Raw genomic sequence first — 13,287 nt, forward strand, 5'->3', positions numbered from 1 at the left:
CGGCACCGCCTGGCGGGTAATCGGTGGCATGATCCGGTCTGTGGGTGTTGCCTGACGGCACGGGTGGGCCGACGGGAGGCCCCGCCCCCGGCAGTCAGAAAGACCATGATCGTTGTGTCCGCAGCTTCCGGCGCATTGGGCCGGCTGGTCGTCGCCCGGTTGCTGACCCGGCTGCCCGCCCGGCGCGTCGCCGCCGCCGTCCGCGACCCCGCCCGCTGCGCCGACCTGGCCGCGCTCGGCGTCGACGTGCGGCGCGGCGACTACGACGATCCGGCGAGCCTGCGGTCGGCGTTCCGCGACGCGGAGCGGCTGCTGCTGATCTCCTCGCCCGAACTGGCGGCGGAGCGCCGGACCCGGCAGCACCTGGCGGCGGTCGAGGCGGCCGTAGCCGCCGGGGTCCAGGCGGTCGCCTACACCAGCTTCCTCGGCGCGGACCGCGACGGCGGCGGCATGAACGCGGCCCACCACGCCACCGAGCGGGCGATCGTCGACAGCGGGCTCGGGTACACGCTGCTGCGGCACCCGTTCTACACCGAGGCGTTCGTCAACCCGGGGCTGCGCGACGCGGTCGACGTCGGCCGGCTGACCGACGGCACGGGCGGGCGCGGCCTCAACACCGCGCTCCGCGCCGACCTGGCCGAGGCCGCCGCGAACGCGCTGACCGACGAAGCGCACCTGGGCCACGGGTACGACCTCACCGGGCCGCTGTGGACGTACCCGCAGCTCGCCGAGGCGCTCGGCGAGGTCACCGGCCGGCGGGTCGAGCTGGAGGCCGGGGAGACGCCGGGGCCGCTGGGGTTCCTGGTGGGCCTGGCCCGGGCCGGGGCGCTGGAGCGGCAGACCGACGACCTGTGCCGGCTGCTGGGCCGCGAACCGACGAGCCTGCGGTAGGCGGTGGCGCGGGCCCTCGGCCGGGGCTGATCTCTGCTTCAAGATCCGCGCAACTTCAGGGAAAGTGCGGCCATTTCGCGCTGCTAGGCCCCACTTTCCCTGAAGTTGTGCGGATCTCGCCCGCGCCCGGGCGGCTCCGTCGTCGCCAGTTCACGGTTGGCGGCGGTCTAGGGATCGACTCCGTCGGCCACGAAGACTCCGAGCCCTTGCCTGCCGATCAGTTCGCCGGACTCGATCATGGAGTCCACCGCTCGTCGGACGGTCGCGGAGCTCGTCGAGTGCTGGTCCATCAGCTCGCGGGTGGTCGGGATCTTCTCGCCCGGTTTCAGCAGGCCCGCCTTGATCCTGGCCCGGAGGTCGTCACGGATGGATCTCCAAAGCGGCTGGGCGTACGGCATGTTCCGATAGCACCACCCGCCGTGGCGGGATAGACGAGCAAGGGTAACTTTGCTAGGAAGCTTAGGAAAGCGGTGTACGATGACGGATACCAGGGATGAGGTAGGGACATGGGCAGGCGGTGGAAGTGGTCCCTGCGGGTCGAGGGGCGGGGTTCGCATGGGTGAGGCGGTGTCCAGCGTGCCGCGTCGGCAGCTCGGGCAGGTGCTGCGCGACCTGCGCACGCAGGCGGGGGTGACGCTGGACGGCGCGGCGGAGGTGCTGCGCTGCGGCCGACAGAAGGTGTGGCGGATCGAGGCGGGCCTGAGCGTCGCGCGCGGGCGCGACGTACGGGCGCTGTGCGAGCTGTACGAGGCGCGACCCGAGCTGGCCGCCGCGCTGATGGCCCTGGCCGGGCAGGTGCGGTCGACGGGCTGGTTCCACTCCTACGGCGACCCGATTCCGGCCTGGTTCGACGTGTACGCGGGCCTGGAGGCCGCCGCGTGCCGGCTGCGCGAGCACGCCGACACGGGGGTGCCCGCGCTGTTGCAGACCCCGGCGTACGCGGCGGCGGTCGGCGCGGCCCGACCCGACCTGAGCGGCGCGGAGCGGGAGCGCCTGGTCGCGCCGGCAGGGGCTGCTGCGACGGCACCTGCCCGCGCCGCCCCGGCTCGACGTGATGCTCTCCGAGGCGGTGCTGCTGCGCGTGGTCGGCGGCACGGCGACGGCGGCGGGGCAGTTGCGGCACCTGGTGGCGGCGGCCGAGCTGTCGTACGTGTCGATCCGGGTGGTGCCGCTGGCCGCCGGCCTGCACCCGGGCGTGGTGGCGGGTTCGTTCGTGCTGCTCGACTTCCCGCCCGCCGAGCGCGCCGCGCCGGAGCCGTCCGTGGTGTACCGGGAGCTGCCGACCGGCGCGCTCTACCTGGACCGGCGGGAGGAGATCGCCGCGTACGAGCGGGCGTGGGCCTGCCTCGACGGCCTCGCGCTGGGCGAGGAGGAGTCCCGGCGGCTGATCGGCAAGCTCGCCGACGAGGCGCACCCGGGCGGCTGACCAACCGACGGGCGCTCAGGGGCGGGCCAGCAGCTCGCCGTGCGGGATCGACAGCCAGCCGTCCGGGTCGGCGGCCCAGGCGCGCCAGCCGGCCGCGATCCGCGCCAGCGTCTCCGGCTCGACGCCCGACGCGAGGGCCTGCCGCCCCATCGCCGAGTCGACCACCCGGTCCGCCCACATGCCGCCCCACCAGGCCCGGTCCTCCGGGGTGGCGAAGCACCATGTGCTCGACGTCGCCGTGACGTCGGTCAGCCCGGCGGCGTGCGCCCAGGCGAGCAGCCGACGCCCGGCGTCCGGCTCGCCGCCGTTGGCACGGGCCAGCCGCTGGTAGAGGGCCAGCCACTCGTCGAGCTCGGGCAGCCGGGGATACCAGGCGAACGCCGCGTAGTCGCTGTCGCGTACCGCGATGTGCCCGCCCGGCCGGCAGACCCGGCGCAGCTCGCGCAGCGCCCGCACCGGGTCGCCGACGTGCTGGAGCACTTGGTGGGCGTGGACGACGTCGAAGGAGTCGTCGGGGAAGGGCAGCGCGTGCACGTCGCCGACCGCGAAGTCGACGTTGCCCTGCCCCCGCGCCGCGATCTCGGCGCGGGCCAGCTCCAGCGCCCCGGCGGTGACCTCCACGGCGGTGACCCGCCCGCTCCCGTCGGGGGAGGCCACCAGCGCCGCCAGGTCGGCGGAGATGGTGCCCGGCCCGCAGCCGACGTCGAGCACCCGCAGCCCGGCGCGCAGGACCGGCAGGAGGTGCCCGGCCGAGTTGACGGCGGTGCGCCAGCGGTGCGAGCGCAGGACCGACTCGTGGTGCCCGTGGGTGTAGACGGCAGAGGTCATGTCTCACATGTTAGTAGGGTTTTCCTGACAGGTGGAAGATGGCCTGTCGCCTCAGAAGGGCCAGCGCGCGTCGGAGCCGGCCTCGACGAGCGGGATCATAGCGAACGCGGCGTCGGAGAGCCCGCCGAACGTGTGCCGGTTGCCTGTCGTCGGCGCGTGCCCGACCCCGTACCCGACCAGGTTCCAGGTGTAGACCGGGACAGACGCGGGCACGGCCGCCGCGACGTCCCCGCCGCCGTGCCGGTGCGCCTGCTCGTCGGTGAGGATCACCACCCGGTCGTGGTCGTTGTAGTGCTTGCGCACCGCCCGCTCGGTGGCGGTCCCGCAGCCGAGGAAGAAGCCGCCCTCGCGGAACCGGCGCACCGCCGCCAGCACCGACTCGCCCGCCACCGCCGGGAAGACCCGGGAGGAGTCGGAGAACGAGACCACGGTGGCGCGCCGCGCGCGGGCGGCCAGCGCGAGCCCGAACACCGTGGCCGCGTCCCAGCAGCGCAGCGTGCCGTCCCGGCTGAAGGTGCTGTCCATCGACCAGGAGGTGTCGATCAGGACGAGGGTGTGCCCGTCGAGCGCCGGGACGTTCGTCAGCGCGTGCTGCAACGCCACCTCCAGCGGGTACGACCAGCGCAGACTCGGCACCGCGTTGTACGCCGACAGGAAGCGCATCGGCAGCACCCGCGACCGCCCGACCTCGCCCGGGTCGGCCAGCCGCGCCGCCACCTTCTCGGCGACGGCGTCGCTGACGCCCGCCCCGTCGAAGTTGCGCAGGTTCCGCAGCAGCGCCAGGTAGCCCATGCCGGGGATCGCGCTCTCCCACGCCGTCGCGTCCATCGTGGTCTGCCGCCACCCGGCGAGGGCCTCCCACGTCATGCCGGCCACGCCCAGCACCGCCGGGTCGGTGACCTCCCGGCGTCGCTCGACGGGCAGCGCCATCAGCTCGGCCCGGGCCGCCAGCACCGTCAGCGACGGCGGCAGCGGGTTGTCGCGGCGGTGCCGCCGGTCGAGGGCGTGCCGGAACAGGTCGCCCTGCCGCTCGTCGCGCGCCCTCGGGTGGGTCAGGTCGATGACGTCGCCGAAGCGCACGGCGCTGCCCACGGAGTCGTACCTGAGCAGGCTCCGCTCGTGGTAGAGCCGCACGACGGCGTCGGCGATGCCGCGCTTGACCGGCTTGGGCAGCGACCGCCCGTGCCGGCCCAGCCAGTACGCGAGGGCCTCGCCCGGCTCGTCGGCCCGCTGCAACGCGGCGTCCACGACGGCCCGCGACCCCGGGATGCCGGCGGCGACCTGCGCGCGGGCGCCCTCCAGGGCGGCCACGACGGACGCCGAGCGCAGCATCGCGCCGGTGCGCAGCCACGGCACGAAGCGGGCGAACCAGTCCGGGTCGGCGACGGCGACGGCCGCGACCAGCTCGCGGAACCGGGCGTCCCGGGCCTCGGCGCCCTCGTAGTAGGTGTGCTCGCCGACCATGTTGGACACGGCCAGCAGGAACAGCTCGGTGCGCGGCTCGCGGACGAAGCCCGGCGCGCCCTCGGCCGTGACGGCCCCGCGCCGGTCGGCGCGCAGCTTGACGTTGAACCGTGCCATCGGCGTCCCCCTGTGACCCGCGCCCCCGGAAGCGGGGCGGCCCGACCGTAGCCGTGGGGCCGACGGCGGGACAAGGAGTTTCCGGCCGTCCGCGAGGGACGGTACGGGGCGCGCGGGAGCCGGGGACGCCGCGTGCCCGAGACCGAAGGCGAGGCGGCGTTGCGGGCTCGAACCGCGGGCCTTGTGCAGGCCTTTACCAGAAGTAGCCGTCTGCGTCGCACCGGTCACGCGGCGTCCACGCACCTCCCGAGACCGAGTCGGCGACGGAGACCGGCCCTTGCGGGCCAAGGTGACCTGGGCCGCTGGTCGACGCCGCCGTGGTGGCGGTGGCGGGATTCGAACCCGCGTCTCCCCGTTGGAAGCGGAAGTATCCGTTGCCTGCGCACCGGGAGGTGCGCCCCGAAGGTAGGCGACCCGGCGCGCCGCTGGCAAGCGACTTCGCCGCCCGTGCTGCGGTGCTGCGGGGCGTGGTGCGTGAGGCCGGGCCCCGCTCGCACGGGGGGCCGACGCGCGTCGCGCCGGCATGGCGGGCGGGGAGCAGCCCAGGCGCCGTGCCGGCCCGACGAGGGGGATCAGCCCCAGGTGCCGGCGTACGCGAGCCGCCAGTGCTGGTTGGTGCCGCCCCAGCAGTCGCCCTGCACGACGGGGCCGGCGTGGGCCTGGCTGGCGTTCGCCACGTCCAGGCACTTGTCGCTGTGCCGCGCCCGGATCTCGTAGAAGCCGTTGGCGAGCGCGACGAACCGCCAGTGCTGGTTGGTGCCGCCCCAGCAGTCGCCCTGCACGACCGGGGTGCCGTGGGCGTTGCTGGCGTTCGCCACGTCGAGGCACTTGCCGCTGTGCTGCGGCCGGATCTCGTAGTAGCCGTTCCCGACCGCGATCCACCGCCAGCGCTGGTTCGCCCCGCCCCAGCAGTTGCCCTGCACCACCCGCGTGCCGTGGGCGACGCTGGCGTTCGCCACGTCCAGGCACTTGTCGCTGTGCCGCGCCCGGATCTCGTAGTAGTCGACCGCCTGGGCCCCCACCGACGCGGCGCTCGACGCCGTCGCCGCGCTGCCGGTCCCGGCCCACGCCGGCCCGCCGCCCAGCACCAGCAGACCGCCGACCAGGAGCGCGGCGAGCAGCGACTCCAGCGCGACCCGCGACGACCGCCGGCGACCGTGCGACCCGGGCGGCAGGTCCGTCGACTGGTGCTTTCCACTTCTACCGATCACGACTGCTCCTCGTCTGAATGGGTGGCCCGATGGCGGCGGCCAGGTGGCTGAACCCTGCCGGGCGGGAGCGCTGTCCGGCGGGTTCCCGGACACGGAAACGCCTGCCGATATCCGACGGTGGCTCTCCGCTCGCCGGGCTCTACCTGGGCGTATCGATGACTACCATCAGTGGTTGTCGCTGGTACCGGGCCGGTCCACGGCCGGCTCCCTCGGGAGAGGTGTGCGCGATGCCGACGGAAACCGCCCGCAGCCCGTCGCTGAGCCTCGTGCGGGCGCGGCTGATCACCGCACTGGAGGTCCGGCCCCGCTCCCTCGGCCTGGTCGTCGCGCCCGCCGGCTGCGGCAAGACCACCCTGCTCGCCCAGTACGCGGCCACCGTGACCGGGCCGGTCGGCTGGCTGCGCACCGTGCCGTCGGACGCCGACCCGGCGCGGGCGCTGCACCGCGTCGACGCCACGCTGCCCGACGGGGCCGACCTGCTGATCGTCGACGACCTGCACCTGGTGGAGGGCACCCCCGGGGAGTCCGTGCTGCTGGACCGGGCCCTCGCCCTGACCCGCGACGGCGTCCGGGTGGTCGTCGGCGCTCGGCGCACCCCGCCGCTGATCCTGGCCCGGCACGAGTTCTCCGACAGCGTCGTCGTCGACGCCGAGCAGCTCCGCTTCCGCACCTGGGAGGTCGAACGGCTGCTGCGCGACGTCTACCGGGAGCCGCTGCCCGCCGACGACGTGGCGGCCCTCGCCCGGCGACTCGGCGGCTGGGCGGCCGGCCTGAAGCTCTACCACCTCTCCACCCGGGGCCAACCGCTGGCCGACCGCCGCCGCGCCGTGGCCTCGCTCGGCGCCCGCGCGGCGCTGTCGCGGGACTACCTCACCCGTACGGTGCTGGCGGAACTCGCCCCCGCCCTGCGCCGCTTCCTCGTCCGGACCTGCGTGTTCGAGGCGCTCACCGCCGAGCGCTGCGACCGGCTGCTCGGCGGCGGCGATTCCCAGGCCGCGCTGGAGGAGCTGGAACGGCGGCAGGCGTTCACCGTCTCCCACGACGGGGGGCGCACGTTCGCGTACCACGAGGTGCTGCGCGCCCACCTCATCGCCGCGCTCACCGAGGAGCTGGGGGAGAACGCGGCCCGCGCCTGGCACGCCCGCGCCGGCCGGCTGCTCGCGGCCGAGGGCGCGGCGCTGGAGGCGGCCCGGTGCTTCGCCCGCGCCCAGCGCTGGCCCGACGTGCACCGGCTGCTCGACACCGCCGGCAGCGACGTCGCCCTGCGGGGCCTCGACCCCTGGTCCGACCTGCTCCCCGCCTGGTTCATCGCCGAGGACCCGTGGCTGGTGCTCGCCGACGCCCGACACCGGATCAACGAGGGCCGGCTCGCCGCGGCGGTGCCGCTGCTGCGCCGGGCCGAGGAGATGCTGGGCGACGGGCCGGCGCGGTCGCGCTGCCGCTCCCTGCGCGCCGCCGTGACCGCCTGGCTCCCCGACGGCCCCCACTGGCGCGGGCACTGGTCCGGCTGGCTGCGGGCCGCCACCCGCCGGCACCCGATGGTCGTCGTCGGCGAGGCGGAGCGGCTGACCGGGGCGGCCGACGACCTGGTCCGGGTGGGCGCGCTGCTGCTGGCCGGGCACGCCGCCGAGGCCGTACGCGTCCTGCACCGCTCGCCCCCCGCCGAGGCCGGCCTGCTCGGGCTCGCCGGCCGGCTGCTGCGGGCGGCCGTCGCGCTGGCCGGCGGGGACCCGCAGGCCCCCGCCGCCGTCGCCGCGATCGGGCTCGACGCCGACCGGGCCGGCCTGCCCTGGCTGGCCCGCCTCGCCCGCGCCGTGCCCGCGCTGACCGGCGCGGAGGCCGACCTCAAGGAGGCCGCCGCCGTCGTCGAGGAGTGCGACCGGCTCGGCGACCGTTGGGGCGCGCTGCTCGCGGCCGGCTGCGCGGCGCTGGCCCGCTCCCTGCGCGGCGGGCCGGAGGCGGAGGAGGCCGGCCGGCTACTCGACCGGACCCGGGAGGTGGACAGCGGCGTCCTCGCCGCCTGGGCGCAGTCCCTGCTCGCCTTGGCCGCCGTGCGCGCCCGGCTGCCCGACGCCGAGGTCGAGGTGCGCCGGGCGGAGAGCACGGCGCGCGCCGCCGGGGTGCCCGGGGCGCGGGTGCTCGCCCTCGCCGCCGGGGTGCCCGCCGGGCCCGGCCGCCTCGCCGGGGTCGCCGCCGTGCACGCCGCCGCCGAGCAGGCCGGGCTGCCCCGGCCGGTGGTGACCGCCTGGCTGGCCCCGGAGCGCGGGCCGACCCCGGCCGGCGGCGCCGACCGCCGCGCCGGCACGCCGCCCGGTCGCGTCGATGACGCGGCGGAGACGGCCGCGCTGACCGTGCGCTGCTTCGGCGGCTTCCGGGTCTGCCTGCACGGGGAGCCGCTGAACTGGTCGCCGCTGCGGCCCCGGGCCCGCGCGGTGGCCCGGATCCTCGCCATGCACGCGGGCCGGGCCGTGCACCGCGACCGGCTGCTCGACGCGCTCTGGCCCGACGTCGACCCGGCCACCGCGACCCGGACGCTGCACGTCGCCCTCTCCAGCCTGCGGCGGTTCCTCGACAGCCGGCTGCCGGCCGGCGACGGGGAGACCCACCTGCACCGCGACGGCGACGCGTACCTGCTGGCGCTCCCGCCGGGAAGCTGGTGCGACGTCAGCGAGTTCCGGCTCGCGCTGCAACGGGCGTCCCGGCTCGGCGTCACCCGCGACCCGCGCGCCCTCGACGAGCTGCGGGCGGCCCTGGCCGCGTACACGGGGGAGCTGCTGCCGGAGGACGGCCCGGCGGAGTGGGTCGTGGTGGAGCGGGAGACGCTGCGCCGGCAGGCGGCCGACGCGGCGGCCCACCTGGCCGAGGCGGCCCTGCGCGGGGCCGACGCCGCCGGGCCCGCGCCGCCGGTCGCCGCCGCCCGGTGCGTCGACGCCGCCGGGGCGCAGCGGGCGGTGGCGATGGCCGCCCGCTGCGTCGAGATCGACCCGTGCCACGACGCGGGCTGGCGGCTGCTCGTCGCGGCGCACGACCGCGCGGGCAACGCCGCCGCCGCCCAGCTCGCCCGCCGCCGGTACGCCGACGTGCTCGCCTCCCTCGGCCTGGACCCGTCGCTGGCCCGGAACGCCCCGGCCCCGGCCTCCGCCACCCCCGTCACCGCCGGCCGAAGAATTCCGCTTCCCCGATCGCCACGGCCGGATCCAACCCGGAGCCGTACGTCGAGCGCACCACCAGCCTGATCCGCACCACGTTCGACGCCTCGACGTCGAAGTGCTGCTCCCCGGGCTCGTCGCGCAGCTCGATGTCGGTCTTCTCCTGCCCGCCCTCGGCGTCGACGGTGACCACCGTGAGCCCACGCGGCCGGCCCGCCTCGAGGAACGCCTGCCGCCGGGGGCCGACCCCGGAGTGGATGACGACGGCGAGCAGCCGCACCGGCTCGGCGAACCGGCCCTCCACCCAGGAGCCGACGGCGGTGCCGGTCGGCGCCCAGTACCGGTTGTTCGCCCCGTCGGTGAGCCGGGCCGCGCCCGCCCCGACCCGCTCCGACGACGCGGACACCGCCGTCGGGACGAGCGACGCGGGGTCCTGGGTGCGGTCGCGCACCGCCTCCACGGCCCGCCGGGCCAGGGGCGGCCCGGCGACCGCCAGCACCCCGACGAGGCAGAGCGCGAGCACGATCAGCAGGCTCCGGCGCGCCGCCCCGGCCGCCCTGCGGTCCTTGCGGGGCGCCCGGCGCGGCGACCGGCCGCGCAGCCGGTCCCACAGCCGCCGCCACCAGCTCCGCTGCGGCTCGGCGACGACCGTCGCGGCCAGCGGGGCACCGCAGAACCGGCAGATCCGCCGGTCCGGCGGGTTGCTCCGGGCGCAGCGGGGGCAGACCCGGTCGGCCTCCGGCGGGCGGGGGACGGCGTCGACCGGCGCGGTGGCCCCGTCGGGCCGGTCCCGGGTGCGGGCGACCAGCCCCGGCTGCACGGGCAGCGGCTGGCCGCCGGCCTGCTCGGCGACGTCGGGCCGGTCCACCGCCCCGGGGACGGTGGCGGGGTGCGGCCGGTCCACCGCCCCGGCAGCGGCGGCGGGGCGTGGCCGGTCCGGCGGGGGCGGCGCGGGGGCCGGGGCCTCCCGGGCGGGACGCGCGCCGGCCTCGGTGCCCTGCCGGTCGGTGCCCTGCCGGTCGGTGCCCTGCCGGTCGGGGCCCGGTCCGGGGGAGGGGACGGTGGTCTGTCGGTCGGGGCCCGGACCGGAGGCGGGCGCGGCGGACCGGTGGTCAGGGCCCGGCGCGGGGGCCTGCCGGTCGGTCTTCGGTCCGGGCGATGTCGCGGGGGCCGGCCCGGGCGGGGGCGGGGTGGCGCCCTCGGCCCAGAGGAACTCCCGACACGAGGCGCAGAACTGCCGGCCCTCGTCGTTGGTCGCGCCGCAGTTCCCACAAACGATCATGGCTCCATCTCCAGGGTCAGCCGGACGTGCGCCGGCACGGCCGACGCCAGCACCCGCCGCACCAGCGCCTCGTCGGCGGCCCCGGTGACCCGGACCCGGATCTCCGGGACGGCGTCCGGCGGCGGCTCGCCGGTCGGCGTCGCCGAGCAGGTCACCCCGCCGCTGTCGGTGACCTCCACCCCCGCCCCGGTCGCCACCCGCAACGCCAGCTCGACGCCCCGGGCCGTCCCGCGCCACCGGTGCACCTCGACGGCGTGCCGGACCACCTCCCGGCGCACCTCCGGCTCCGCGTCCGCGTCGACCGGGGCGGCCACCCAACCGGCCAGCCAGTCCAGGAAGTCCGACGGCGTCAGGTCCAGGTCGAAGTACGCGTCCAGGCAGTCCAGCGTCAGCAGCACCGGCGCGAGCACCTCGTCCAGCCCGGCGGTGAACCGCTGCGCGAAGTCGTCCTCCAGGTACACGGCGGGCAGCTCCCGCCCGATCGGATGGGGGCTGACCAGCCCCGGCACCCCACCCCGCATCAGCCCCTCCCCACCTCGGCGTTCCGGCCGCTCACCCGGTGATCCGCACCTGGTGGGCGTACGAGAAGGCGAGCGCGCTGACGTCCAGCTCGATGCGCTGCACGGCCTCGCCGCGCTCCCCGGTCGTCGGGTCCGCGCCGAACAGCCGCACGTCCTCCACCAGGTCCACCCCGTCGACCCGCTGGAGCACGGCGTGCAGCTCGCCCGACTGGATCGGCCGGCCGAACGGCCACCCCGTCGCCTCCGGGCCGCCCCGCACCGGGTCCAGGTAGTCGTAGAGGGCCCGCACCGCCCGGCGGCGCAGCTCCGCCGTGGACGTCGACGCCCGGGGTCGGGCGCGCACCTGGGCCACCACCGTCACCCCCTGGTAGAACGGCGGCTCCACCAGCACCCGCACCCCCACGCAGCGGCGCGCCTCCAGGAACTCCCGGATCCGGTCCAGCACCTCGTCCCTGGGCCGCAGCGCCGCGAACCGGGCCGCGTCGTCGTCGGCGTCGCCGTGCTCGCCCAGCGCCGGCACCACCAGCACCCGCACCGCCGCCGAGCCGTCGCCCGCCGGCACGCACCGCACCCGCAGCACCTGCGGCGCGGCCTCCCGCGCCAACTGCTCGTAGTCCTCGGCGGTAACCGCCCGCTGCCCGGTCCGCAGGGACAGCGGCCCCCGCACCGACGTCTCGGCCAGCGACTCGCCGTCCACGCCGCCGGTGGCCGCCGCCCGGTTGGTCACCGTGGAAACGAACGGCACCGGGTCCCGCAGCACGGTCAGCGTGCGGGCGGCCACGTTGCCGTGCCGGCCGCCGCCCGTGCGGTACGCCGGGATGCGGACCACCGCGCCCTTCGCCGGCGTCGCCCCGTACGGGCGTACCGTGCCGTCGGCCTGCCGGACCGCCGGGCCGAAGCGGACCTCCCCGCTGGAGCGGTCCACGCAGACGTGCCGGTCGTCCGGCCCGGAGCCGGCGAAGCTCGCCACCTCCCGCCAGGTCTGCCACCCGTCGGCGGTGCCCACCTCGATCTCGATCGCGCCGTCGGCGGCCACGATCGGGGCCCGCTGCACGGTGAACCGCTGCCCCGGCACCCCCTCGGACGCGCCCAGGGTCTCCCCGGCGATCAGCTCGGCGTGGCACGCGGCGACCGTGCCGCCGATGGTGACCGCCTCCGCGCTGGCCAGCCTCGGCGGGGCGTGGAAGAACGGCTGACCGGCCGCCGCCTCCCGCAGCCGGCAGCGCAGCCAGCCGCCCCGGTGCCCGGCCACCGCCGACGCGACGTGCCCCGCCGGTACGTGCAGCACCACCTCACCGGCCCGGTTCAGCGCGCCCGTGGTGTCCCGCTCCACGGGGCACGCCTCCCAGCCGGCGTCGGTCAGCGCCTCCCACACCAGCGGCGGGTTCGTCGGGTCCACGCCGCGCCCGGCGACCGTCCAGTCCGTGGTGAGCAGCACCGCGCAGCCGGGCGTCGCCGCGTCGAGGCCGAACAGCACGGCGTCGCCGGCCACGGGCGGGTCCGCGAAGGCCGGCACCCGGTGCGCGCCGCCCAGGTCGCCGGTGCGGTCCGTGGGCGGGCCGCCGGCCGGCACGGTCACCACCCGGGCCAGCCGGCAGGGCGGCACGGTCAGCTCGTCGAGCGTCTCGAAGGTCACCGGCTCGACGTTCTCGGCGCGGACCGTGGCCACGTGCGTGCCGGCCGGCACGACCACCGGGGCGTCCCGGGGCGCGGAGAGCCAGAACGTCACGTCCGTGGACGCCACCGCCGGCGGGAACGGGGCGACGCCGAGCAGGTCGAGGAACTTCACGTAGTGCCGGTCCGGCACCCGGTTCAGCCGGTAGAGCAACTGGTCGACCATGTACGCGAACGTCTCGATCAGCGTCACTCCGGGGTCGGAGACGTTGTGGTCCGTCCATTCCGGGCAGCGCCGCTGCACCAGCCGCTTCGCGTCGTCCACGAGATCCTGGAAGCGGCGATCGTCGAGGTGGGGCGCGGGCAGGGCCATCACTCGGCTCCGGGTTCGTGCGCGGGGATCACGTAGAACGGGAAGACCAGGTTGCGCGGGTCGTTGTCCTGGCGCAGCCGGTAGCGGATGTCGATGTACAGGAGGCCCTCGTCGGCGTCGGCGAAGTCGACCAGCACGTCGTCCAGCTCGACGCGCGGCTCCCACCGCTCCAGCGCCAGCCGCACCTGGTACGCCACCTGCCCCGCCGTGGACGGGTCGGCCGGGGCGAACGCCAGCTCGTGGATGGCGCAGCCGAACTCGGGACGGCCGGGCCGCTCGCCCGGCGCGGTGCCGAGGATCAGCCGGATGCTCTCCACCACCTCCCGGTCGCCCCGGACCAGGGCGATCCCGCCGGTCGGGTCGGTGCGCAGCGGGAACGCCCAGCCGGCCCCGACGAAGTCCCTGGCCATC

Annotated in this window: 10 protein-coding genes and 1 pseudogene; 3 read left to right on the forward strand and 8 right to left on the reverse strand. The window is 76.8% G+C overall.

Annotated features, from left to right (window positions below):
- Positions 1-105: 105 nt before the first annotated feature.
- A complete protein-coding gene (locus tag LPU43_RS00175) occupies positions 106-891 on the forward strand; it encodes an NAD(P)H-binding protein (RefSeq protein ID WP_444543562.1) in 786 nt (261 codons plus the stop codon).
- Positions 892-1,058: 167 nt separating this feature from the next.
- On the opposite strand, the gene LPU43_RS00180 is transcribed toward LPU43_RS00175, so the two are convergent.
- Complete coding sequence (locus LPU43_RS00180; protein ID WP_229397586.1) at positions 1,059-1,289, reverse strand: GntR family transcriptional regulator; 231 nt, start codon at positions 1,287-1,289, stop codon at positions 1,059-1,061.
- Between the two features lie 157 nt (positions 1,290-1,446).
- On the opposite strand from LPU43_RS00180, the pseudogene LPU43_RS00185 reads away from it, so the two are divergent.
- Positions 1,447-2,317: pseudogene (locus tag LPU43_RS00185) on the forward strand (helix-turn-helix domain-containing protein).
- A gap of 15 nt (positions 2,318-2,332) precedes the next feature.
- On the opposite strand, the gene LPU43_RS00190 reads toward LPU43_RS00185, so the two are convergent.
- The 3 genes from LPU43_RS00190 to LPU43_RS00200 form a co-directional block, all read right to left on the reverse strand.
- The gene (locus LPU43_RS00190; protein ID WP_229397588.1) at positions 2,333-3,145 is read right to left on the reverse strand and encodes a class I SAM-dependent methyltransferase; all 813 of its coding nucleotides are present in this window, start codon (positions 3,143-3,145) and stop codon (positions 2,333-2,335) included.
- Positions 3,146-3,196: 51 nt separating this feature from the next.
- Positions 3,197-4,726, reverse strand: coding sequence for a TROVE domain-containing protein (locus tag LPU43_RS00195; protein ID WP_229397589.1), 1,530 nt, complete (start codon positions 4,724-4,726; stop codon positions 3,197-3,199).
- A gap of 572 nt (positions 4,727-5,298) precedes the next feature.
- Positions 5,299-5,937, reverse strand: coding sequence for an RICIN domain-containing protein (locus LPU43_RS00200; protein ID WP_229397591.1), 639 nt, complete (start codon positions 5,935-5,937; stop codon positions 5,299-5,301).
- A gap of 227 nt (positions 5,938-6,164) precedes the next feature.
- On the opposite strand from LPU43_RS00200, the gene LPU43_RS00205 reads away from it, so the two are divergent.
- Positions 6,165-9,173 (forward strand): AfsR/SARP family transcriptional regulator, encoded by a 3,009-nt coding sequence (locus LPU43_RS00205; protein WP_229397592.1) that lies wholly within the window; start codon positions 6,165-6,167, stop codon positions 9,171-9,173.
- On the opposite strand, the gene LPU43_RS00210 is transcribed toward LPU43_RS00205, so the two are convergent.
- The 4 genes from LPU43_RS00210 to LPU43_RS00225 are packed head-to-tail and all read right to left on the reverse strand — an operon-like array spanning position 9,088 to position 13,286.
- Entirely contained in the window at positions 9,088-10,368 is a 1,281-nt protein-coding gene (locus LPU43_RS00210; protein ID WP_229397594.1) for an NADase-type glycan-binding domain-containing protein, read from the reverse strand. The genes LPU43_RS00205 and LPU43_RS00210 overlap by 86 nt on opposite strands.
- Positions 10,365-10,889 carry a phage tail protein gene (locus LPU43_RS00215; protein WP_229397596.1) on the reverse strand — a complete coding sequence of 175 codons (525 nt, stop codon included), beginning with the start codon at positions 10,887-10,889 and terminating at the stop codon, positions 10,365-10,367. The genes LPU43_RS00210 and LPU43_RS00215 overlap by 4 nt, the downstream gene beginning before the upstream one ends.
- A gap of 31 nt (positions 10,890-10,920) precedes the next feature.
- A complete protein-coding gene (locus LPU43_RS00220) occupies positions 10,921-12,876 on the reverse strand; it encodes a putative baseplate assembly protein (RefSeq protein WP_229397598.1) in 1,956 nt (651 codons plus the stop codon).
- The gene (locus tag LPU43_RS00225) at positions 12,876-13,286 is read right to left on the reverse strand and encodes a GPW/gp25 family protein (RefSeq protein WP_229397600.1); all 411 of its coding nucleotides are present in this window, start codon (positions 13,284-13,286) and stop codon (positions 12,876-12,878) included. Before LPU43_RS00225 ends, LPU43_RS00220 begins: the two co-directional genes overlap by 1 nt.
- Position 13,287 lies beyond the last annotated feature (1 nt).

It is taken from the genome of Micromonospora okii (genome assembly GCF_020884795.1).
In the GTDB taxonomy this organism is placed as follows: Bacteria; Actinomycetota; Actinomycetes; order Mycobacteriales; family Micromonosporaceae; genus Micromonospora; species Micromonospora okii.